This window comes from Salmonella sp. SAL00670, assembly GCF_046552235.1.
GTDB lineage: Bacteria > Pseudomonadota > Gammaproteobacteria > Enterobacterales > Enterobacteriaceae > Salmonella > Salmonella enterica.
Genome location: NZ_JBGDUO010000001.1, coordinates 943143 through 964809 on the forward strand (window position 1 = coordinate 943143; position 21667 = coordinate 964809).

The window sequence follows — 21667 nt, forward strand, 5'->3', positions numbered from 1 at the left end:
AAATGTCAACAAACAATGCATTAACGTTTCCAGGGCCGCAGATAGTGACTCTTGTTATTAATAACAATGCAAAGCATTTTCTGTTAAATCGCTTATTCTAAAAGAAAATATAGAATATATTATCTCTAAACCATTTTTTGTGCGTTATTTACGCGGTAAATCACAACTATTTCCGTCAATTTGACTAATCGGTTTAACCAACTAATTTTAATAGGGTGTCGACACGATTAAAACCGATTTTTTCAGCAAGCAACGAGACAGGAGAAATAATATGGCCGAACATCGTGGTGGTTCAGGAAATTTCGCCGAGAATCGTGAAAAAGCATCTGAAGCGGGCCGCAAAGGCGGTCAGCATAGCGGCGGGAATTTCAAAAACGATCCGCAACGAGCTTCTGAAGCCGGTAAAAAAGGTGGTCAGAATAGTCACGGCGGACGTAAATCCGATAATTCCTGATTTACTGTAATGTAAATATAACACATGCTTTTATCAAGCAATCTGCGAGTCTTCTGGCTCGCAGTATTTTGCCCAGGAGAATTAGATTTATGAATATCAAAACCGTTGAAGACCTTTTTATCCATCTACTTTCAGATACCTATAGTGCAGAAAAACAATTAACCAAGGCTCTTCCTAAACTTGCCAGAGCCACGTCCAATGAAAAATTAAGCCAGGCCTTTCAATCTCATCTTGAAGAAACCCAGGGTCAGATTGAACGTATTGATCAGATCGTCGAATCTGAATCTGGCATTAAACTGAAAAGAATGAAATGCGTCGCTATGGAAGGGCTGATTGAAGAAGCCAATGAAGTCATCGAAAGTACGGAGAAAAACGAAGTACGCGATGCAGCGCTTATCGCCGCGGCGCAAAAAGTCGAGCATTACGAAATCGCCAGCTACGGCACGCTAGCCACCCTGGCCGAGCAGCTCGGCTATAGCAAAGCATTAAAACTGCTCAAAGAAACCCTCGACGAGGAAAAACAAACTGATTTAAAACTTACCGATTTAGCAGTCAGCAATGTTAATAAAAGTGCTGAACGCAAATCGAAATAATATTTTTAATTATCAGCTTGCATGATTCCGATTTTATTATCGGAGCAGATTATCACGCATTGAGGAATGTAAAATGAATTATACTGAACATTATCATGACTGGCTTCGTGACGCCCATGCCATGGAAAAACAGGCAGAATCGATGCTTGAATCTATGGCCAGCCGTATTGAAAATTATCCTGATATAAAAGCCAGAATTGAACAACATATTAGTGAAACCAAACATCAAATTACCATGCTCGAAGAAGTGTTGGACCGTAATGGCATTTCCCGTTCGGTGTTGAAAGACTCCATGAGTAAAATGGCAGCAATGGGGCAATCTATCGGTGGCATGTTCCCTTCCGATGAAATTGTCAAAGGTTCAATTAGCGGTTATGTTTTCGAGCAGTTCGAAATTGCTTGTTATACCTCCCTGCTGGCGGCGGCAAAAAAAGCTGGCGACACTGCCTCAATTCCGACGATTGAAGCCATTCTGAAAGAAGAAATGCAAATGGCTGACTGGCTGATCAAACATATTCCGCAGACAACGGAACAATTTTTACTGCGATCTGAAGCAGATGGCGTTGAAGCCAAAAAATAAATAATAAGCAGGAGGCAATATGTTTCGACACGTAAAACAACTTCAATATACTGTGCGAGTGAGCGAACCTAATCCTGGATTAGCGAACCTGCTGCTGGAACAGTTTGGCGGCCCGCAGGGCGAACTGGCGGCCGCCTGCCGCTACTTCACGCAAGGTTTAAGCGATGATGATGCCGGTCGTAGAGAGATGTTAATGGACATCGCCACCGAGGAGCTGAGTCATCTGGAAATTATCGGCTCACTGGTAGGAATGCTTAATAAAGGCGCTAAAGGCGAGCTGGCGGAAGGCACCGAAAGCGAAGCGGAACTTTATCGCTCGCTGACGCAGAATGGTAATGACAGCCATATCACCTCTCTGCTGTATGGCGGCGGCCCGGCGTTGACGAACTCCGGCGGCGTACCATGGACCGCGGCTTATATTGATACTATCGGCGAAGTCACAGCCGATCTACGCTCAAACATCGCGGCAGAGGCGCGAGCGAAGATCATTTATGAACGCCTGATTAATCTGACCGACGATCCCGGCGTAAAAGACACGCTCAGTTTCTTAATGACCCGTGAAGTCGCGCACCAGCTCTCTTTTGAAAAGGCGCTGTATTCGATTCGTAACAACTTCCCGCCGGGTAAATTACCGCCGGTAGAACAGTATACCGACGTGTACTACAACATGTCGCAAGGCGACGATCCGCGAGGTAGCTGGAATAGCGATGAGAACTTCAACTATGTCGCAGAACCGATGCCTGCTGTTGATGGCGGCGATGGCCTGGCGACAGTGAAATTGCCGCGCGAGCAGATGGCGCTGCTCAAAGCGATGGCAGAAAGAACGAAATCGGACCCCACCGTTGATCCTCTCACTGGCGCAGAACTAGGCTGCGGCGAACCGAAAGAAGACAAGTGAGTTCCGACAAGTAAAATCCGTGTGTCATGTCCTTTTTTGACCCCGCCTGGCGGGGTCTTTTTTCGTCACAACATCACGCGATTAGAAACGATAGCCTGCCGAGAACATAAATACCCATGGGTCCAGACGCACGCTGTCATGATGCTGAACGCCGCCCATTTTATAATTGGCGGTAGTATCAATATCCATGTACCAGACAGAGGCGCCAATTAACCAGTCGCGGTTAATCAGGTAATCTACCCCAACTTGCCCTGCCGCGCCCCAGGAATCCTTAAAGCTCAGATCGGACAGCCCGGCATTTTTACCATTATCGTTAAAGTCGTTATCGAAGAAGGTGGTGTAGTTCACCCCCACGCCGACATAAGGACGCACTTTGCTGCTGGAATCGCCGAAATACCACTGCGCCATTAACGTTGGCGGTAACAGGTGGACCGTGGCGATATCTCCCGTCGCGCCCGTACCCACCTTATGGCGGAACGGCGTGGCCGCCAGCAATTCAACCCCGATATTGTCCGTCGCCATGTAAGTGAATGTCAGGCCGAGTTGCGTGTTATTACTCACATCAAACCCGTTTAAATGCCCCAGCGTACCACCCGCCCCTTCTGTAGGTCTGACGGTTGCCGGACCTGCACGCATAAAGAATTCTCCGGCTTCGTGCGCGAAAGCGCTGCCTGAGAGAAGAGTTGTTAACGCCAGTGCCGCCACTGTAAATTTTTTCATACCCGCTCCATCGTTATGGTTATAAAAGCGTGATGAATATACCCACAATGAAGTAATAAGTGATCTAACACAGATCACATTTGTTCTTATAATTTAACATTTATTGATCCAGATTAATTTAGAACTTGTATTGAAAATCCTGGTTATAGGAGTTCAGATCAATTTTGACATATTCACGCTATGCAAATATTTGTCTGCTCCTGTTGCCCTGGCGATAAAGGCTGGCTAAGGTAATCAATGTCCCGCAATGGCGCGTGGCGTTAAGATTCGCGAACACTGCGGGACAGATTAATTTCCGTTGTAATCTATTGATACGTGAGTTTTTTGCAGGTGAATCATGAGCGTTCTTAACCCATGCATGACATGCGGTGCCTGTTGTGCCTATTTTCGTGTCTCCTTTTATTGGGCGGAAGGCGACGACGCCAGCGGACGCGTTCCGGCGTCATTAACCGAGCCTGTTACCCCTTTTTTACGTTGTATGGCCGGCACCAACCAAAAACAGCCGCACTGTAAAGCGCTAATTGGCACGCCGGGTGAAAACGTCAGTTGCGCTATTTATGAAAACCGCCCTTCAACCTGTCGCGAATTTTCGATATCGGGCGAAGGAGGCGAAGTGAATGAGGCGTGCAATCGCGCCCGCGCGCGATACGGATTACCGCCGCTTTACAAAGATATGCTTTTCCATACAACTGCTGATGCTGCCACTGTAGAGTTATCCAGGGTACAATTGCCCGCAAATTAACACCTGCAAAACTCAAGGAGAGTGCATGTCTATCACGGCGAAGTCCGTTTACCGTGACGCCGGAAATTTTTTCCGAAATCAATTTATTACTATCTTGCTGGTTTCGTTGCTGTGCGCATTTATCACGGTGGTCTTAGGTCATGCCTTTTCACCCAGCGATGCGCAAATCGCGCAACTCAGTGAAGGAGAACATCTGGCAGGCAGCGCTGGCCTGTTTGAGCTGGTACAAAATATGACGCCGGAGCAGCAGCAGATCCTGTTGCGCGCCTCTGCCGCCTCGACGTTTTCCGGGCTTATCGGCAACGCTATTCTGGCCGGCGGTATCATCCTGATGATTCAGTTAGTTTCAGCGGGACATCGGGTTAGCGCGCTGCGCGCTATCGGCGCCAGCGCTCCTGCATTGCCTAAACTGTTTATTCTTATTTTTCTGACTACCCTGTTAGTGCAAATCGGTATAATGCTGATTGTCGTTCCGGGGATTATTATGGCCATTGTGCTGGCGCTTGCGCCAGTGATGTTGGTTGAAGAGAAAATGGGCGTGTTTGCCGCAATGCGCAGCAGTATGCGTTTAGCCTGGGCTAACATGAGACTGGTCGCGCCCGCGGTGATAGGCTGGTTACTGGCTAAAACATTGCTATTGCTGTTCGCGCCCAGCTTCGCTGTACTGACCCCAAATGTAGGCGCTGTACTGGCGAATACGTTGAGCAATCTGATTTCCGCAGTATTGCTTATCTACTTATTCCGCCTGTATATGTTGATTCGCCAATAATCCGCAATGCGCCGTTACGCGGCGCATTCGACGCTCGTTGATGATGGAATCGAAGAATGAAGCAGTTTCTGGATTTTTTACCGCTGGTTGTCTTTTTTGCGTTTTATAAACTTTATGACATCTATGCGGCGACCTCCGCACTGATTGTCGCGACGGCAATCGTGCTGATTTATAGCTGGGTGCGCTATCGGAAAATAGAGAAGATGGCGCTGATTACCTTTGTTCTGGTTGCCGTCTTCGGCGGTCTGACGCTCTTCTTCCATAACGATGAATTTATTAAATGGAAGGTGACGGTTATTTATGCGCTGTTCGCCGGCGCGCTGTTAATAAGCCAGTGGGTGATGAAAAAACCGTTAATCCAACGTATGTTAGGTAAAGAACTGGCGTTGCCGCAGCAGGTCTGGTCAAAGCTGAACCTGGCGTGGGCGCTGTTTTTTATTGCGTGCGGTCTGGCTAACATTTATATCGCCTTCTGGTTGCCGCAAAATATCTGGGTCAACTTTAAGGTCTTTGGACTCACGGCGCTGACGCTCATTTTTACCCTGCTGAGCGGCGTCTATATCTACCGGCATCTGCCACAGGAAGATAAATCATAACCCTCCCGTGACTTATCATCGCCAGACTGCGAACGCCTGGCGATATTTTCTTCGCCTTTACGCCCTGCGCTTTCCCGTCAGTACCTTTATTCCCACTATTCTCCACACAAAATTCATAGTAGCATCGCGGCTGTAATTTTTTCTGATAGTCGGTTTTACAATGACAACAATGGATAATACTCCTCAGGGCGAGCTGGTTTTACGTACATTGGCCATGCCTGCCGATACCAATGCGAACGGCGATATTTTTGGCGGCTGGCTGATGTCGCAAATGGATATTGGCGGCGCGATACTGGCCAAAGAGATCGCGCACGGTCGGGTTGTAACCGTACGCGTGGAAGGAATGACATTTCTGCGCCCCGTCGCGGTTGGCGATGTCGTATGCTGCTACGCGCGCTGCGTTAAACGCGGTACGACGTCTATTAGCATCAATATTGAAGTCTGGGTGAAAAAAGTCGCGTCAGAACCGATTGGACAGCGCTACAAGGCCACCGAGGCGCTGTTTATTTATGTTGCCGTCGATCCGGACGGTAAACCTCGCCCGCTCCCGGTTCAGGGTTAAGTATACCCACTTACGCCGCCAGCAGGTGATGGTATATTCCTGGCTGGCGGCGCCAGAGATTACTCAATCTGCGCCGTACCGTTCAGACGGAAGATAATATTGACCACCAGCCCGGAACCCGGCTTGCCTGCTTCATAGCGCCATTTTCGCATCGCATTCTTAACTTCACGCTCAAACATATTGGCTGGCTGCGCGGATAGAATCTGTACATTTTCCACTCGCCCAGCAGCGGTCACGTCAAACTTCACCTTTACGCGGCCTTCAATACGTAATGCCTGTGCTCGCGCCGGATATTGCGGCTGGTTACGGCTCAGAGCGCGAGGTCCAGTGGGTACGCTCACCGCCGGCTTGCTGGTCGCCGAGGCGGTGCTGCTTGTTGGCCGCGCCGGGGCGCTATTTTCAAACGGTGAGGCAGGACGAGGCGCAGCTGGTTTGACTTCGCGCTTCGGCTGCTCTTCAACCTTTTTCACCGGTTTCGGTTTCGGCTTGGGTTTTGGCTTAGGTTTGGGTTTCTCAATCACCACGGGCGCTTCTTTAGGCGGTTCAGGGATCGGCTCTGGCTCCGGTTCGGGTTCAACCACTGGCTCCGGCGGCGGCTGAACCGCCTGGGGCGGTTCCAGGTCAGCGGGTGAAACCATTGTCACCGTGATAGGCTGCGCTGGCGCAGGCAATTCAATAACCTGATGTACCGAGGTATAGAGCAAACCTGCCACTACAGCACCATGAATGCCTACGGAAAGGAGTGTCGGCCAGGGAAAGCGACGAGGTAAATCAAGGGTCATTGAAGTCATAATCGTTTCAGTTGAAAAACCAGAGCTGAATTTTAAATGCAAATAGCAATCATATTCAATAAGGCATTGCCGATAGCGGCATTTAAAAGATGATATCGCGCAAAAACACCACACAAAATGTGCATGTTTAACAAAGTCGGTATCTTTACATTGCAGTTAAATGCCCTTTCCAATAACGTAATCAGCAACTTTTACCGATTAAGGAGCTCTACCCGTGCTGTATGTTATTTACGCTCAGGACAATGCCAACTCGCTTGAAAAACGCCTCTCGGTACGGCCCGCGCATCTGGCGCGCCTGCAACTTCTGCATGATGAAGGGCGATTATTAACTGCCGGGCCGATGCCCGCAGTGGACAGTAACGATCCTGGGGTAGCCGGATTTACCGGGTCAACGGTCATTGCTGAATTTGAATCTTTAGAAGCAGCGCAATCCTGGGCTGATGCGGATCCCTACGTCGCAGCGGGCGTCTATGCACAGGTTTCGGTCAAACCGTATAAGAAGATCTTTTGAAAAGGATGGCCTGTTGGGCACCGCATACGGTGCCCTTTCTGGCTCACACACCGTGAATCGCAAAGAGTAATGAATTACGCTGACGATTAAAGATGCATTTCCTGATGGTATGGATACGCATATTACGGCGTGATTGCCCTTCAAGCCAACGCGCTTTACGGCGGCTCGCCTGACGTAGCATTCGCCAGCGCCCCACTTCCGTTCTACTACGCTTCATGTTTACGACTCTCACTGTAACAGAAGCGCCATTATACCCCCTCGCCGGATGCAGACCAGCGCTTTTCCCGTGTTTTTATTTGCCATGTGAATCCTGACGCGTAAACTCTTAACAACACGCTTTCTAAAGGATTTTTAAAGTTATGACAACCTTCTACACCGTGGTGAGTTGGCTGGTCATTTTGGGATACTGGGTTCTCATTGCCGGCGTCACATTACGTATTCTAATGAAACGGCGCGCAGTTCCCTCCGCAATGGCCTGGTTGTTAATCATCTATATCCTTCCGCTGGTCGGGATCATCGCCTATTTGTCCGTGGGCGAATTGCATTTAGGCAAACGTCGCGCCGAGCGTGCCCGCGCCATGTGGCCGTCTACCGCCAAATGGTTGAATGATCTCAAAGCCTGCAAACACATTTTCGCGCAAGAAAACAGTAGCGTCGCATCGTCCTTGTTTAAGCTGTGCGAACGACGTCAGGGGATTGCGGGCGTCAAAGGCAACCAGTTGCAATTGCTTACCGACTCCGATGATGTCATGCAGGCGCTTATTCGCGATATCCAACTGGCGCGGCATAATATCGAAATGGTGTTTTACATCTGGCAGCCAGGCGGCATGGCGGATCAGGTCGCTGAATCGTTAATGGCCGCCGCCCGCCGCGGCATCCACTGCCGGCTTATGCTGGACTCCGCGGGTAGCGTCGCTTTCTTCCGCAGCCCCTGGGCGGCCATGATGCGTAACGCTGGCATTGAAGTCGTAGAAGCGCTGAAGGTGAATCTGATGCGCGTCTTTTTACGCCGTATGGATCTTCGCCAGCACCGTAAAATGGTGATGATTGACAATTACATCGCCTATACCGGCAGTATGAATATGGTGGACCCGCGTTTTTTCAAACAGGATGCCGGCGTTGGGCAATGGGTCGATTTGATGGCGCGGATGGAGGGCCCCGTGGCGACAGCAATGGGGATTGTTTACTCCTGCGATTGGGAAATCGAGACGGGTAAACGCATTCTGCCTCCCCCGCCGGATGTGAATATTATGCCGTTTGAGCAGGCCAGCGGGCATACCATTCATACCATTGCTTCCGGCCCTGGTTTTCCGGAAGATCTCATTCACCAGGCACTATTAACCGCCACCTATGCTGCGCGCGAATATTTAATTATGACCACGCCATATTTCGTCCCCAGCGACGATCTGCTGCACGCTATTTGTACCGCTGCGCAGCGCGGCGTGGATGTCAGTATTATCCTGCCCCGTAAAAATGATTCACTGCTCGTCGGCTGGGCCAGTCGCGCCTTTTTTAGCGAGTTACTGGCGGCGGGCGTGAAAATCTATCAGTTCGAAGGCGGGCTGTTACATACCAAAAGCGTGCTGGTCGATGGCGAACTGAGCCTGGTCGGTACCGTGAATCTCGACATGCGTAGCCTGTGGCTTAATTTCGAGATTACGCTGGTCATTGATGATACGGGTTTCGGCGCCGATCTGGCTGCGGTACAGGACGATTATATTTCGCGCTCCCGCCTGTTAGATGCGCGTTTGTGGGTAAAACGTCCGTTATGGCAGCGTATTACCGAGCGATTGTTTTACTTCTTTAGTCCATTGCTGTAAAACGTGACCAACATGAGTAAACAGGTAGTCACTATGGAAATGGATCTGAACAATCGCCTGACTGAAGACGAAACGCTTGAGCAGGCTTACGATATTTTTCTTGAGCTGGCGGCGGATAATCTTGATCCGGCTGATATCATTCTGTTCAATTTGCAATTCGAGGAGCGCGGCGGCGCGGAGTTGTTTGATCCCGCTGAAGACTGGCAAGAGCACGTCGATTTTGACCTGAATCCAGACTTTTTTGCCGAGGTGGTAATTGGCCTGGCGGATACCGAAGACGGCGAAATTAACGACATTTTCGCCCGCGTTCTGCTGTGCCGGGAAAAGGACCACAAGCTGTGCCATATTCTCTGGCGCGAATAAGCGGTTCAGGCCGGATGGCGTTTGATTGCGCCCTCCGGCAAGCCTGTTTAATCCGGTAGCTTACTGCCGCATCGATTACAATATTGCGCGCTATGTTCATGCTGGCTTTGCTGGCACTGCGGACATTTTCGCTGCCAGTGACGTTTTTGAAACGCGCTGCTCATGTGCGTGGTAATCAGTCCTGTAGGAATCGCAATCACCGAATAACCAATCAAAATAAGCACCGACGCGACAATACGTCCCAGCGGCGTATGCGGCGTAATATCACCGTACCCCACGGTTGTGACTGTCACTATCGCCCAATACACCGAGGCATTAAGCGTCGTGAAGCCATATTTCGGTCCTTCAATAAGATACATCAGGGCACCGAAAATAATCATCACGATCGCAATAAATGAATAGAACAGAATAAGCTGATGACGCGCGCTAATAATGGCGCTCCAGAATACGCGCAGGGATGGCATAAAGCGTAGCAGTTTAAGAATACGCAGCACGCGAATCGCTCGCATAGCGCGCCAGGCAAACATATAGTTCAGGCTAATTTCCGGCCACAGCCACATGACGTACAGCGGCAAAATCGTCACCAGATCAATAAATCCCCAGAAACTAAAAACGTATTTTGCCGGGGCGGGCCAACTAAACAGTCTGAGCAAGTATTCACCGGTAAATATCAGGGTAACGCACAGCTCCAGCCAGACAAAAATATGCCATTCATCAAATGTCAGGTGATATTCCGTTCCTACGCCTGATTCAACAAAAATGACCAGTACGCTAAGCAGCGCAAACAGCGCGCATAACCCTTCAAAACGGCGACCTGAGCGCGTAGTCAAATCGAACAGATTATGATAAAGACGACGGCGAACCGACGACAAAGAAAGTGACACGGTAACCTCACCTAAAAGAAGGGCTGACGAATTGTCAGCCCTTGCGATTATAACGGGTCTACTTTAAGGCAGGAAACGGCATGGCGAAAACTCCCTTCCAGCACTGGTCGCGTTTGCGCGCATTCTGGCCCGGCTAGCGGACAGCGTGTACGGAACACGCAGCCGGAAGGCGGGTTAATGGGTGAAGGTAATTCGCCCTCCAGCAATTGTATCTGCTTATTTCGCTCCAGATCGGGATCGGGAATCGGTACCGCCGACATCAGCGCTTTGGTATAAGGATGCAGTGGATTATGGTACACCTCATCATAGGTGCCCAATTCTACCGCATGACCGAGATACATCACCAGGACACGATCGGATATGTGCTTTACGACCGCCAGATCGTGCGCAATAAAAATCAACGACAGCCCCATCTCTCGCTGTAACTGCTGGAGCAAATTCACCACCTGCGCCTGAATAGAAACGTCCAGCGCCGACACCGGCTCATCGCAAATAATAAGCTTAGGTTCCAGGATCAACGCCCGGGCGATACCGATGCGCTGGCACTGCCCCCCGGAAAACTCATGGGGATAACGGTTGATGAGATTCGGCAGCAGCCCCACTTTCAGCATCATGGCTTTCACGCGGTCACGCACGTCCTGGCGCGAAAGTTTAGGATGATAAGTGCGCAGCGGTTCAGCGATAATTTCGCCAATCGTCATTCGCGGGTTGAGTGACGCCAGCGGGTCCTGGAAAATCATCTGGATATCGCTGCGCACTTCGCGCCACTCATCCGCTTTCATGCCCAACAGATCTTTTCCCAGCCAGGCGACTTTACCGTCTGTCGCCTTCACCAGACCAATAATGGCGCGCGCAAACGTCGACTTGCCGCAGCCGGATTCACCCACCACGCCAAGCGTTTCGCCTTCATACAGGCGTAGCGTAACGCCGTCCACCGCTTTCAGGGTTTTCGGCGGTTGCCAGAACCACTGCTTCCCTTCTTTGATATCAAAATGTACTTTCAGATCGGCGATTTCGAGGAGAACTTTACGTTGTTCAATCACAGCATTCATAGCAGTTCCTCCACCGGTTTAAAACAGGCGCGCAAGCGACCAGGACTGAACGCTTCAAGTGGCGGCGCATTATTGCAGATCTCCATCGCATGAGGACAACGCGGCTGGAACGGACAACCTTTAGGCAAACGCAATAAATTGGGAGGATTGCCCGGAATCGTCAACATTTCCGCCCCCTCGCTATCCAGACGCGGCACCGCATTAAGCAAGCCTATCGAATACGGATGAACGGGCTGATAAAAGACATCGCGCGCCTTACCGTATTCCATGGTACGCCCGGCATACATTACCAGGACCTTATCGCAAATACCCGCGACCACGCCCAGATCGTGGGTAATCATGATAATGGCGGTATTAAATTCGCGCTTTAGCTCATTAAGCAAGGTCATAATCTGCGCCTGCACGGTAACATCAAGCGCGGTGGTAGGCTCATCGGCAATAAGCAGTTTCGGCCTGCACAACAGCGCCATCGCAATCATCACACGTTGACGCATTCCGCCGGAAAATTCGTGCGGGTACATTTTCATCCGTTTGCGCGCTTCCGGCATTTTTACGGCATCCAGCATTCTGACGGACTCTTCAAAAGCTTCCGCTTTGCTCATCCCTTTATGCAGCATCAGGACTTCCATTAACTGCTCCCCAACGCGCATATAAGGATTTAGCGAGGTCATCGGATCCTGAAAAATCATCGAAATCTGTTCTGCGCGCAGCGTATTCAGTTCGCGCTCAGGTAGATTAAGAATTTCACGTCCGTTGAAGGTCGCAGAACCGCCGATTCGACCATTCGTCGCCAGCAGTCCCATTAATGCGAACGCCGTTTGCGATTTCCCCGATCCAGACTCGCCAACAATACCTAACGTTTCTCCAGCGCGAAGCGTAAAGTTCAGATCGTTGACCGCCGTCACATCGCCATCTGGCGTAGCGAACGTAACACGAAGATCGTTTACCTCCAGCAGTACATTCGCCGGTTGCGGTGCCTGAGTTGCGGTTTCTGATAAGCTCATGGCTGTACTCCTTAACGATCTTTCGGGTCGAGGGCATCACGCAGGCCATCGCCAATAAAGTTAAAACAGAATAACGTCACCACGAGAAAGCCAGCCGGAAACAGCAGCAGCCACGGTGAGACTTCCATTGAATTTGCGCCATCGCTCAACAACGCTCCCCAACTGCTTAACGGTTCCTGCGTCCCAAGCCCCAGGAAACTGAGGAAAGACTCAAACAGAATCATGCTGGGCACCAGCAACGATGCATACACTACCACTACGCCCAGGACGTTAGGCACAATATGGCGGATCACAATGCTGGCGGTCGACACACCTCCCACCTGCGCGGCTTCGATGAACTCTTTACGTTTAAGACTTAGGGTTTGGCCACGCACGATACGCGCCATATCAAGCCAGGAGACCATGCCGATAGCGACGAAAATCAACAGAATGTTCTGCCCAAAAAACGTCACCAGCAAAATCACAAAGAACATAAACGGGAACGAGTTGAGGATCTCCAACAAACGCATCATCACAGAATCAATTTTGCCGCCCAGATAGCCGGACAGCGAGCCATACAGCGTTCCGACAATGACCGCCACCAGCGCGGCGGCAATCCCGACCATCAATGAGATACGCCCGCCGATGGCAACGCGCACCAACAGATCGCGCCCGGAAGAGTCAGTGCCGAAATAGTGACCGGACGCCATATCCGGCGCGCTGGACATCATGCCCCAGTCGGTATCGAAATAGGTAAATTGCGACAGCATAGGCGCCACTGTCACGAACAGGGCTATCAGAAACAGGACAATAAGACTGGCCACCGCCGCACGGTTATGCATAAAGCGCCGGCGGGCATCCTGCCAAAGGCTGCGACCTTCCACCTCCAGCTTTTCACTGAAATTTTCCAGCGTCTCGCTGTTTTTCTTACTTAACATCATCGCGAGCTCCAGTATCAATAGCGAATTTTCGGGTCGATAACGGCATAGAGCACATCGACAATGGCGTTAAACAATATGGTCAGCGCCCCGACTAAAATGGTCAAACTTAACACCAGCGAGTAATCGCGGTTGAGCGCGCCATTAACGAAAAGCTGCCCAATGCCCGGTAAGCCATAAATCGTTTCAATCACCATTGAGCCGGTAATAATGCCGACAAAGGCTGGCCCCATATAGGATAAAACCGGCAGCAGCGCAGGTTTTAACGCATGGCGGAAGATGATTCTGCGCATCGGTAATCCTTTTGCCCGCGCGGTACGAATAAAGTTCGAATGCAGAACTTCAATCATTGAGCCGCGCGTAATACGAGCGATGCTGGCAATATAGGCCAGTGAAAGCGCGACCATCGGCAGGATCATAAATTTTAACGCCCCGCCGTTCCAGCCGCCGCCAGGCAGCCATTGCAAGGTTATTGCAAAGACCATCACCAGTAGCGGCGCTACCACAAAACTGGGGATAACGACGCCGGTCATGGCAAATCCCATCACCGTATAATCCCATCGCGTATTTTGCTTTAGCGCGGCAATCACGCCAGCGCTGACACCAATAATGACCGCCAGCAAAAAAGCGGCGGCGCCAAGTTTCGCCGAAACGGGGAAGCTGGCGGCAACCAGATCGTTGACCGTGTAATCTTTATATTTAAACGATGGTCCAAAATCGCCATGCGCCAGCTGCTTCAGGTAGCTGAAGTACTGCGTCATGATGGGATCGTTCAGATGATATTTTGCTTCAATATTGGCCAGCACTTCCGGCGGCAATGCGCGCTCGCCGGTAAAAGGACTCCCCGGCGCGAGGCGCATCATAAAGAAAGAGATGGTAATAAGAATAAACAGCGTCGGAATCGCTTCCAGACAGCGGCGTAAAATAAATTTCAACATTGCCCGTACCTTCTGGCCTGTGCCTTTACTTCCCGGACGTGACAAAAGATCCGCCAGGGAAAGTTATAGTGCGATGAAAAAAGACACCATGGAACAACCGCAGTTGTCCCATGTCTTGCCATTAATGTTTGATAATATATAAGTTTTTCACATAAATATTATCCAGCGGGTCTTTACCGGTATACCCGCCCACCCAGGGTTTCACCAGGCGCGCGTTAACGTAGTAATACACCGGCACAATAGCCGAGTCTTTATCTAACTGCTGCTCCGCTTTAGCGTAGAGTTCGCTGCGCTGCGTATCGTCCGCCACTTTCAGCGTGTCGGCAATCAGCTTATCAAACGCCGGGCTCTTATAATGCGCGGTGTTATTTGAACTGTCGGACAACATGGTATTCAGGAACGAGGTCGGTTCATTATAATCTGCGCACCACCCGGCTCTGGCGACATCAAAGGTGCCCTGATGACGGGTATCCAGGAAGGTTTTCCATTCCTGATTCTCCAGATTCACATTGACGCCCAGATTTTTCTTCCAGATAGACGCCACGGCAATGGCCAGTTTTTTATGCAGATCGGAGGTGTTATACAGCAGGTCGAATGTTAAGGGCTTATCCGCCGTAAAGCCGGCTTCAGCCAACAATTTCTTCGCTTCTTCATTACGCTTTTGCTGGGACCATTTGAACCACTCAGGCTCTACCAGTTTTGCGCCATCGGTATACGGCGGCGTATAGCTATAAGCGGGTAAATCGCCCTGATTTTTAACCTTATTAACAATAATGTCGCGATCTAACGCCAGTTTCAGCGCGGTACGCACGCGGACATCGTTAAACGGCGCTTTTTGATTATTAATTTCGTAATAATAGGTACACAAATAAGGGTCTACGCGGACTTCATTCGGGATCTCTTTCTTCAGTTTCTGGAATAATTCGATCGGCATATTGTTATAAGTCATATCGATCTCGCCGCTGCGGTAGCGGTTCACATCCGTCACCTCCGAAGAGATAGGCAAATAAGTTACCTGATTGATGACGGTTTTGGCGTTATCCCAGTATTGCGGGTTACGCTCCAGCACGATACGTTCGTTCACCACCCAGTTTTTTAACTTATAAGCGCCGTTAGTGACAATATTGGCCGGTTGCGTCCATTTATCGCCAAATTTTTCGACCGCCGATTTCGGTACAGGCGACACTGAAGGGTGGACCAACAATTTGTAGAAATAAGGCACCGGCTCACTTAAGGTCACTTCAAAGGTGTGATCATCAAGCGCTTTTACCCCCAGATCGGTGGCGGGTTTTTTACCGGCGATAATGTCATCGATATTAGCGATATGACCGTATTGCAGATAGCTGGCGTACGGCGATGCCGTATTAGGATCGGCCAGGCGTTGCCAGCTATAAACGAAATCATGGGCGGTGACGGGCGTACCATCTGACCATTTCGCATTTTCACGTAGATGGAATGTCCAGACTTTAAAATCTTTATTTTCCCATTTTTCCGCGACGCCCGGTGAAGGATGCCCCTCGACATCACTAATTAATAAGCCTTCGAAGAGGTCACGGCTGACGTTCGATTCCGGCACGCCTTCAATTTTATGCGGGTCGAGAGACTGCACTTCTGATCCGTTATTACGTACCAACGTTTGCTTGTCGGCTAACTGAACGCCGGCGGGCACGTCTGCCGCAGTCGCGGCGCTGGCGGCGATGAGCGCAGTGAGTATTCCCGCTGCAATCAAACTTTTTTTCGTGATGTTAGACATTGTGTTTGTACTCCACTCATTATAATTACTGGTTTTTACCAGCCTGTTTAATCCCGTCAGGGTTCCTGTACAGCACTGGTGGTGTACTGCCAGGTCTGTCACTGCTTTTGCTATCACCGACTTTATTTATTCTGACGATTCGTTCGATCGCCTTTCGTCGATTCGGTATACGACGTACCTGCCCACGTCGCATGTTATTTCTGACAACCATCTAAATGAAAATAGTTATCAATAATGTGAAATCTTCTGCAAAATGTTTGGCCGAAAAGTATCAAATGCGTTTCTGAACCGCCAATTCATTTTACAATTTTGTTAACCAATTCTCTTTTATGGAAAATTTCCTGCCCAGAAAAACAGTTAAGGAATGTTAAAAATCTTTAATTTATTCTTTATAATCAATAAGTTGAAAGAAAATCGTCTCGCTGTCACATCGTAGGATATACCTGCGCCAGAAAACACACACAAATTTAACAAATGCTCATTATTTAGCACATTCATCTACGATGGAGCTGAAACAACTAATAACATTTCAATAATCCTTCATCAAGCCCCAGAGTATGGTGTGAATAAAATAACAGACCTACCGCTTCTCACGGACTCAGTAATGTTGATAATAGTTTGATTAATAAAAATAAATATCGTTAGATTATATTAGTATTTTTTATCATTTAAACGCTGAATGCTTATCAAAGTAAGAAGTGTTACGTGGGAATGTCACAAGGCGGCCCCTTAGGGTGCCGCCTGTAAATCAGCAGGTGGGAGTTTAGTTGAGCAAGCCGGGGAAAATGCCTTTTATTCCTGTGACAATAAATTCGATGCCGAGCGCCATTAACAACAACCCCATGATTCGGGTAATAACGTTGATACCGGTTTGCCCCAGCAAACGAACCAGCCACGGTGCCATACGGAACACGCCCCAGCAGCAAAGCGCAAAAAGCGCAATGGCAACTGAAAAGCCAAGCAAATGCGCGATGCTGTGATAACGCGTCCCCCAGACGATAGTGGAGCTAATCGCCCCTGGCCCCGCCATTAACGGCAGCGCTAACGGCACAACGCCAATGCTCTCGCGTATGGCCGTCTCTGACTTTTCTTGCTTGTTTTGTTTATCTTCCCCCAGCTTCCCGCTGATCATCGACATTGCAATGGTGACAACCAGGATACCGCCCGCAATTCTGAACGAGTCAATAGAAATACCAAACAGCTGCAGGATGCCATCGCCGAGGAATAAGGAACTCCACAAGATAATCGCAACCGACAGATTCGCGGTGAGGTTAGTTTTATTACGCGCCGTGGCCGTCTGGTAGCTGGTCATGCTGATGAAAACGGGGATAATCCCCACCGGGTTAACCAGCGCAAAGAGCCCGATAAAGAACTTAAAGTAAACAGGAAAATCAAAAAGCGGTTGAATCACGGTTAGCTCCGAAGCGTTAGCCGGATGAAGTCAATGTTCGTTAATGATCAAAACGCGCAGAAGATACGCCTTTTATTCGCATAGTTCACCTCTTATCTACACCTAATTTCATCCATTCATCGCTGTTATTTATATGTACTCGTTATGCTAATCCACTTACTCTTCATGACAACGATTTCTTAACAATTTACATAAAAGGCTAAAATGGCCTGCTGAAAGGTGTCAGCTTTGCGTAATCTTGATTTAGATCACACAATCGCTACTCAGAAGTGAGTAATCTTGCTTACGCCACCTGGACGTAACGCGTTAGAGTTAAATGATACTAACGCAGAAGCTCTTTTAGTAAATCAGAGCGAAACGGACGTTAAGTAACCACCTGAATTTCAGGCATTTATACAAAGTATCGTCGATCTGTCTATACTCACGTATCGCGCAGATGATTTACTAAAAAAGTTTAACATTATCAGGAGAGCATTATGGCTGTTACTAATGTCGCTGAACTTAACGCACTCGTAGAGCGTGTAAAAAAAGCCCAGCGTGAATATGCCAGTTTCACTCAAGAACAGGTCGACAAAATCTTCCGCGCCGCCGCTCTGGCAGCCGCTGATGCCCGCATTCCGCTGGCCAAAATGGCCGTCGCCGAATCCGGTATGGGTATCGTGGAAGACAAAGTGATTAAAAACCACTTCGCTTCTGAATATATTTACAATGCCTATAAAGATGAAAAAACCTGCGGCGTGCTGTCTGAAGACGACACCTTCGGAACCATCACCATTGCTGAACCTATCGGCATTATTTGCGGTATCGTTCCAACCACTAACCCGACCTCTACCGCGATCTTCAAATCGCTGATTAGCCTGAAGACCCGTAACGCCATCATCTTTTCTCCGCATCCGCGCGCTAAAGAAGCAACCAACAAAGCGGCAGACATCGTTCTGCAAGCGGCTATCGCTGCCGGCGCGCCGAAAGATCTGATTGGCTGGATCGATCAACCTTCCGTAGAACTGTCTAATGCGCTGATGCACCACCCGGATATCAACCTGATCCTCGCCACTGGCGGTCCAGGCATGGTTAAAGCAGCATACAGCTCCGGTAAACCTGCTATCGGCGTAGGCGCAGGCAACACCCCGGTTGTCATTGATGAAACCGCGGATATCAAACGCGCTGTGGCGTCTGTTCTGATGTCTAAAACCTTCGATAACGGCGTAATCTGTGCTTCTGAACAGTCTGTTGTCGTTGTTGATTCCGTCTATGATGCCGTTCGCGAACGTTTCGCCAGCCACGGCGGCTACATGCTGCAGGGCCAGGAGCTGAAAGCGGTTCAAAACGTTATCCTGAAAAATGGCGCTCTGAACGCCGCTATCGTCGGCCAGCCAGCCTACAAAATCGCTGAACTGGCAGGCTTCTCCGTACCAGAAACCACCAAGATTCTGATCGGTGAAGTTACGGTCGTTGATGAAAGCGAACCGTTCGCACACGAAAAACTGTCTCCGACTCTGGCGATGTACCGTGCGAAAGATTTCGAAGAAGCGGTAGAAAAAGCAGAAAAACTGGTCGCTATGGGCGGTATCGGTCACACCTCCTGCCTGTACACTGACCAGGATAACCAGCCAGAACGCGTTGCTTACTTCGGTCAGATGATGAAAACCGCGCGTATCCTGATCAACACCCCGGCCTCTCAGGGTGGTATCGGTGACCTGTACAACTTCAAACTCGCACCTTCCCTGACGTTGGGTTGTGGTTCCTGGGGTGGTAACTCCATCTCTGAAAACGTTGGTCCGAAACACCTGATCAACAAGAAAACCGTTGCTAAGCGAGCTGAAAACATGTTGTGGCACAAACTTCCGAAATCTATCTACTTCCGCCGTGGCTCTCTGCCCATCGCGCTGGATGAAGTGATTACTGATGGCCACAAACGTGCGCTCATCGTGACTGACCGCTTCCTGTTCAACAACGGCTACGCAGACCAGATCACCTCTGTTCTGAAAGCGGCTGGCGTTGAAACTGAAGTCTTCTTCGAAGTTGAAGCCGACCCGACGCTTTCCGTTGTTCGCAAAGGCGCTGAGCTGGCTAACTCCTTCAAACCAGACGTGATCATCGCGCTGGGCGGCGGTTCCCCGATGGACGCCGCGAAAATCATGTGGGTCATGTACGAACACCCGGAAACTCACTTCGAAGAACTGGCGCTGCGCTTTATGGACATCCGTAAACGTATCTACAAGTTCCCGAAAATGGGCGTGAAAGCGAAAATGATCGCCGTCACCACCACTTCCGGTACCGGTTCTGAAGTCACACCGTTTGCGGTTGTGACCGACGACGCAACCGGTCAGAAATATCCGCTGGCTGACTATGCCCTGACCCCGGATATGGCGATTGTCGATGCCAACCTGGTGATGGATATGCCGAAGTCCCTGTGTGCGTTCGGTGGTCTGGATGCGGTAACTCACGCCCTGGAAGCTTACGTTTCCGTACTGGCTTCTGAGTTCTCTGACGGTCAGGCTCTGCAGGCTCTGAAACTGCTGAAAGAAAACCTGCCGGCGTCTTACCACGAAGGGTCTAAAAACCCGGTTGCGCGTGAACGTGTTCACAGTGCAGCGACTATCGCCGGTATCGCGTTTGCCAACGCCTTCCTCGGTGTATGTCACTCCATGGCGCACAAACTGGGCTCTCAGTTCCACATTCCGCACGGTCTGGCGAACGCCCTGCTGATTTGTAACGTTATCCGCTACAACGCGAATGACAACCCGACCAAGCAGACCGCTTTCAGCCAGTACGATCGTCCGCAGGCACGCCGTCGTTACGCTGAAATTGCTGACCACCTGGGCCTGAGCGCGCCGGGCGACCGTACCGCCGCTAAGATTGAAAAACTGCTGGCATGGCTGGAAAGCATTAAAGCTGAGCTGGGTATTCCTAAGTCTATCCGTGAAGCTGGCGTGCAGGAAGCTGACTTCCTGGCACACGTTGACAAACTGTCTGAAGATGCCTTCGATGACCAGTGCACCGGCGCTAACCCGCGTTATCCGCTGATCTCCGAACTGAAACAGATTCTGCTGGATACCTACTACGGTCGTGATTTCACCGAAGGTGAAGTTGCAGCGAAGAAAGACGTCGTTGCCGCACCGAAAGCAGAGAAAAAAGCGAAAAAATCCGCTTAATTCGTTATCTGCTTTAGCATGACAATAACGGCCTCAATTGAGGCCGTTTTTTTGTTTTACCTGTTTATCTGATGCCTGAAGGCGCTATGCTGATCATCTGGCCTACGCGCTCACGGCACGCCCTTCGTCAGGAGGCCTGAATAATGACCTCCAAAGCGCTACAGGGCGTTTTATAAGCCGATCTTTACCTCAGGTATCATATGTGCCGATGACGCTCCTGAATCGCCGTCAGTGAGCCCTCCTCCAGCGCGTCCTTATAATGCTTACGGCAAACTGAAACGTAGCGTTCATTCCCGCCAATAACCACCTGTTCGCCTTCGTTATAAGGCCTGCCGTCCTGATCAAGGCGCAGAACCATACTGGCTTTACGACCGCAGAAACAGATAGTTTTTAATTCCACCAGCTTATCTGACCATGCCAGCAAGTATTGGCTGCCGACAAAGAGCTCCCCACGAAAGTCTGTTCGTAGCCCATAGCAAAGTACTGGAATATCTAATTTGTCGACAACCTCGGATAATTGATAAACCTGCTGGCGAGTCAAAAACTGGCTTTCGTCGACTAACACGCAATGTATTGTCTGCCGCGCGCGCTCGGCACGAATCTCTTCAAACAAGGATGTATTTTGGTTAAACAATTTTGCCGGCGACGACAAACCGATACGAGAGCTGACTTTGCCTGCGCCGAAACGATCGTCGATTTCCGCCGTATATACGACGGTACGCATCCCGCGTTCCTGATAATTGTATGAAGATTGCAGCAGTGCAGTCGACTTACCCGCATTCATTGCCGAATAGTAGAAATATAGCTGTGCCATTGGTCGCAGGACCTCACCTGAGTGAAATAAAGATTGGCGGGATTGTACCATAATTTACCGACGCGACGGCGCGGCTCGCGCTCCGGTGAGTATTAAGAATTGTACAAACATCGCTCACTATACCCAAAATAATTCGCGTTGCTTAAAGGCGGCAAGGGAGTGAGTCCCCAGGAGCATAGATAACTATGTGACTGGAGTGAGCGAGCGTAGCCAACGCATAAGCAACTTGAAGTATGAAGGGTATATACACATTCCTTCACAAATTATGCCGTTAAAATTCATCAACAATGCTTATCATCACCCGCCAATATGAAAACCTTGTACTTATTGTTACCGTTAC

23 protein-coding genes are annotated in these 21667 nt (G+C 49.8%); 12 read left to right on the forward strand and 11 right to left on the reverse strand.

Annotation, left to right across the window (positions count from 1 at the left end; all coding sequences use genetic code 11):
- Positions 1–271: 271 nt before the first annotated feature.
- From ACLJRS_RS04695 to ACLJRS_RS04710, 4 genes are all read left to right on the forward strand, one after another.
- Positions 272–454 carry a general stress protein gene (locus ACLJRS_RS04695; RefSeq protein WP_000807657.1) on the forward strand — a complete coding sequence of 61 codons (183 nt, stop codon included), beginning with the start codon at positions 272–274 and terminating at the stop codon, positions 452–454.
- A gap of 89 nt (positions 455–543) precedes the next feature.
- Positions 544–1047 carry a ferritin-like domain-containing protein gene (locus tag ACLJRS_RS04700; protein ID WP_001022822.1) on the forward strand — a complete coding sequence of 168 codons (504 nt, stop codon included), beginning with the start codon at positions 544–546 and terminating at the stop codon, positions 1045–1047.
- Positions 1048–1120: 73 nt separating this feature from the next.
- The gene (locus tag ACLJRS_RS04705; RefSeq protein WP_001109977.1) at positions 1121–1627 is read left to right on the forward strand and encodes a ferritin-like domain-containing protein; all 507 of its coding nucleotides are present in this window, start codon (positions 1121–1123) and stop codon (positions 1625–1627) included.
- 19 nt (positions 1628–1646) lie between these two features.
- Positions 1647–2525, forward strand: coding sequence for a manganese catalase family protein (locus ACLJRS_RS04710; RefSeq protein WP_000488354.1), 879 nt, complete (start codon positions 1647–1649; stop codon positions 2523–2525).
- An 81-nt stretch (positions 2526–2606) separates the two neighbouring features.
- Here the strand turns inward: ACLJRS_RS04710 and ompW are convergent, their stop codons facing one another.
- Positions 2607–3245 (reverse strand): outer membrane protein OmpW, encoded by a 639-nt coding sequence (ompW, locus tag ACLJRS_RS04715; protein ID WP_000714799.1) that lies wholly within the window; start codon positions 3243–3245, stop codon positions 2607–2609.
- Positions 3246–3582: 337 nt separating this feature from the next.
- On the opposite strand from ompW, the gene ACLJRS_RS04720 reads away from it, so the two are divergent.
- The 4 genes from ACLJRS_RS04720 (at position 3583) to yciA (ending at position 5914) form a co-directional block, all read left to right on the forward strand.
- On the forward strand, positions 3583–3987 hold the full coding sequence (locus ACLJRS_RS04720) for a YkgJ family cysteine cluster protein (RefSeq protein WP_000114955.1): 405 nt from the start codon (positions 3583–3585) through the stop codon (positions 3985–3987).
- Positions 3988–4012: 25 nt separating this feature from the next.
- Positions 4013–4756 (forward strand): YciC family protein, encoded by a 744-nt coding sequence (locus ACLJRS_RS04725; RefSeq protein ID WP_000028507.1) that lies wholly within the window; start codon positions 4013–4015, stop codon positions 4754–4756.
- Positions 4757–4812: 56 nt separating this feature from the next.
- Complete coding sequence (locus ACLJRS_RS04730) at positions 4813–5352, forward strand: septation protein A (protein ID WP_000808682.1); 540 nt, start codon at positions 4813–4815, stop codon at positions 5350–5352.
- Positions 5353–5512: 160 nt separating this feature from the next.
- Positions 5513–5914 carry an acyl-CoA thioester hydrolase YciA gene (yciA, locus tag ACLJRS_RS04735; RefSeq protein ID WP_000210317.1) on the forward strand — a complete coding sequence of 134 codons (402 nt, stop codon included), beginning with the start codon at positions 5513–5515 and terminating at the stop codon, positions 5912–5914.
- Between the two features lie 59 nt (positions 5915–5973).
- On the opposite strand, the gene tonB is transcribed toward yciA, so the two are convergent.
- Positions 5974–6696: a TonB system transport protein TonB gene (tonB, locus tag ACLJRS_RS04740; protein WP_001670749.1), complete on the reverse strand. Its 723-nt coding sequence runs from the start codon at positions 6694–6696 to the stop codon at positions 5974–5976.
- A 223-nt stretch (positions 6697–6919) separates the two neighbouring features.
- Between tonB and ACLJRS_RS04745 the strand changes: the two genes are divergently transcribed.
- Positions 6920–7216 (forward strand): YciI family protein, encoded by a 297-nt coding sequence (locus tag ACLJRS_RS04745; RefSeq protein ID WP_000967605.1) that lies wholly within the window; start codon positions 6920–6922, stop codon positions 7214–7216.
- A 43-nt stretch (positions 7217–7259) separates the two neighbouring features.
- Here the strand turns inward: ACLJRS_RS04745 and ACLJRS_RS04750 are convergent, their stop codons facing one another.
- Entirely contained in the window at positions 7260–7433 is a 174-nt protein-coding gene (locus ACLJRS_RS04750; RefSeq protein ID WP_001531561.1) for a YciY family protein, read from the reverse strand.
- A 142-nt stretch (positions 7434–7575) separates the two neighbouring features.
- Between ACLJRS_RS04750 and cls the strand changes: the two genes are divergently transcribed.
- Both cls and ACLJRS_RS04760 read left to right on the forward strand, forming a co-directional pair.
- Complete coding sequence (gene cls, locus ACLJRS_RS04755; protein WP_000206886.1) at positions 7576–9036, forward strand: cardiolipin synthase; 1461 nt, start codon at positions 7576–7578, stop codon at positions 9034–9036.
- A 33-nt stretch (positions 9037–9069) separates the two neighbouring features.
- The gene (locus ACLJRS_RS04760; protein ID WP_000425070.1) at positions 9070–9399 is read left to right on the forward strand and encodes an HI1450 family dsDNA-mimic protein; all 330 of its coding nucleotides are present in this window, start codon (positions 9070–9072) and stop codon (positions 9397–9399) included.
- Between the two features lie 47 nt (positions 9400–9446).
- Here the strand turns inward: ACLJRS_RS04760 and ACLJRS_RS04765 are convergent, their stop codons facing one another.
- From ACLJRS_RS04765 to ACLJRS_RS04795, 7 genes are all read right to left on the reverse strand, one after another.
- Entirely contained in the window at positions 9447–10283 is an 837-nt protein-coding gene (locus ACLJRS_RS04765; protein WP_000059071.1) for an ion transporter, read from the reverse strand.
- A 47-nt stretch (positions 10284–10330) separates the two neighbouring features.
- Complete coding sequence (gene oppF / locus ACLJRS_RS04770; RefSeq protein WP_000994699.1) at positions 10331–11335, reverse strand: murein tripeptide/oligopeptide ABC transporter ATP-binding protein OppF; 1005 nt, start codon at positions 11333–11335, stop codon at positions 10331–10333.
- Positions 11332–12339, reverse strand: a complete 1008-nt coding sequence (locus ACLJRS_RS04775) for an ABC transporter ATP-binding protein (RefSeq protein ID WP_000058857.1) — start codon at positions 12337–12339, stop codon at positions 11332–11334. Before ACLJRS_RS04775 ends, oppF begins: the two co-directional genes overlap by 4 nt.
- Before the next feature lie 11 nt (positions 12340–12350).
- A complete protein-coding gene (gene oppC / locus ACLJRS_RS04780) occupies positions 12351–13259 on the reverse strand; it encodes an oligopeptide ABC transporter permease OppC (protein ID WP_000979653.1) in 909 nt (302 codons plus the stop codon).
- 14 nt (positions 13260–13273) lie between these two features.
- Positions 13274–14194: an oligopeptide ABC transporter permease OppB gene (gene oppB, locus ACLJRS_RS04785; RefSeq protein ID WP_000911097.1), complete on the reverse strand. Its 921-nt coding sequence runs from the start codon at positions 14192–14194 to the stop codon at positions 13274–13276.
- Positions 14195–14315: 121 nt separating this feature from the next.
- A complete protein-coding gene (gene oppA, locus ACLJRS_RS04790) occupies positions 14316–15947 on the reverse strand; it encodes an oligopeptide ABC transporter substrate-binding protein OppA (protein ID WP_001521098.1) in 1632 nt (543 codons plus the stop codon).
- 763 nt (positions 15948–16710) lie between these two features.
- Positions 16711–17358 carry a YchE family NAAT transporter gene (locus ACLJRS_RS04795; RefSeq protein ID WP_000615840.1) on the reverse strand — a complete coding sequence of 216 codons (648 nt, stop codon included), beginning with the start codon at positions 17356–17358 and terminating at the stop codon, positions 16711–16713.
- A gap of 476 nt (positions 17359–17834) precedes the next feature.
- On the opposite strand from ACLJRS_RS04795, the gene adhE reads away from it, so the two are divergent.
- Complete coding sequence (gene adhE, locus ACLJRS_RS04800; RefSeq protein WP_000301678.1) at positions 17835–20513, forward strand: bifunctional acetaldehyde-CoA/alcohol dehydrogenase; 2679 nt, start codon at positions 17835–17837, stop codon at positions 20511–20513.
- A gap of 196 nt (positions 20514–20709) precedes the next feature.
- Here adhE and tdk read toward each other — a convergent pair whose 3' ends face one another.
- Entirely contained in the window at positions 20710–21327 is a 618-nt protein-coding gene (gene tdk, locus ACLJRS_RS04805) for a thymidine kinase (protein ID WP_000068094.1), read from the reverse strand.
- Positions 21328–21667 lie beyond the last annotated feature (340 nt).

Excerpts from the sequence above, each read along its gene's own strand:
- ACLJRS_RS04775 (WP_000058857.1), bottom strand. The coding sequence starts at position 12,339 with ATGAGCTTATCAGAAACCGCAACTCAGGCACCGCAACCGGCGAATGTA.
- adhE (WP_000301678.1), top strand. The coding sequence starts at position 17,835 with ATGGCTGTTACTAATGTCGCTGAACTTAACGCACTCGTAGAGCGTGTA.
- oppC (WP_000979653.1), bottom strand. The coding sequence starts at position 13,259 with ATGATGTTAAGTAAGAAAAACAGCGAGACGCTGGAAAATTTCAGTGAA.
- oppF (WP_000994699.1), bottom strand. The coding sequence starts at position 11,335 with ATGAATGCTGTGATTGAACAACGTAAAGTTCTCCTCGAAATCGCCGAT.
- ACLJRS_RS04730 (WP_000808682.1), top strand. The coding sequence starts at position 4,813 with ATGAAGCAGTTTCTGGATTTTTTACCGCTGGTTGTCTTTTTTGCGTTT.
- cls (WP_000206886.1), top strand. The coding sequence starts at position 7,576 with ATGACAACCTTCTACACCGTGGTGAGTTGGCTGGTCATTTTGGGATAC.
- oppB (WP_000911097.1), bottom strand. The coding sequence starts at position 14,194 with ATGTTGAAATTTATTTTACGCCGCTGTCTGGAAGCGATTCCGACGCTG.
- ompW (WP_000714799.1), bottom strand. The coding sequence starts at position 3,245 with ATGAAAAAATTTACAGTGGCGGCACTGGCGTTAACAACTCTTCTCTCA.
- yciA (WP_000210317.1), top strand. The coding sequence starts at position 5,513 with ATGACAACAATGGATAATACTCCTCAGGGCGAGCTGGTTTTACGTACA.
- ACLJRS_RS04700 (WP_001022822.1), top strand. The coding sequence starts at position 544 with ATGAATATCAAAACCGTTGAAGACCTTTTTATCCATCTACTTTCAGAT.
- ACLJRS_RS04750 (WP_001531561.1), bottom strand. The coding sequence starts at position 7,433 with ATGAAGCGTAGTAGAACGGAAGTGGGGCGCTGGCGAATGCTACGTCAG.
- ACLJRS_RS04725 (WP_000028507.1), top strand. The coding sequence starts at position 4,013 with ATGTCTATCACGGCGAAGTCCGTTTACCGTGACGCCGGAAATTTTTTC.
- ACLJRS_RS04695 (WP_000807657.1), top strand. The coding sequence starts at position 272 with ATGGCCGAACATCGTGGTGGTTCAGGAAATTTCGCCGAGAATCGTGAA.
- ACLJRS_RS04710 (WP_000488354.1), top strand. The coding sequence starts at position 1,647 with ATGTTTCGACACGTAAAACAACTTCAATATACTGTGCGAGTGAGCGAA.
- ACLJRS_RS04760 (WP_000425070.1), top strand. The coding sequence starts at position 9,070 with ATGGAAATGGATCTGAACAATCGCCTGACTGAAGACGAAACGCTTGAG.
- tonB (WP_001670749.1), bottom strand. The coding sequence starts at position 6,696 with ATGACCCTTGATTTACCTCGTCGCTTTCCCTGGCCGACACTCCTTTCC.
- oppA (WP_001521098.1), bottom strand. The coding sequence starts at position 15,947 with ATGTCTAACATCACGAAAAAAAGTTTGATTGCAGCGGGAATACTCACT.
- ACLJRS_RS04705 (WP_001109977.1), top strand. The coding sequence starts at position 1,121 with ATGAATTATACTGAACATTATCATGACTGGCTTCGTGACGCCCATGCC.
- tdk (WP_000068094.1), bottom strand. The coding sequence starts at position 21,327 with ATGGCACAGCTATATTTCTACTATTCGGCAATGAATGCGGGTAAGTCG.
- ACLJRS_RS04720 (WP_000114955.1), top strand. The coding sequence starts at position 3,583 with ATGAGCGTTCTTAACCCATGCATGACATGCGGTGCCTGTTGTGCCTAT.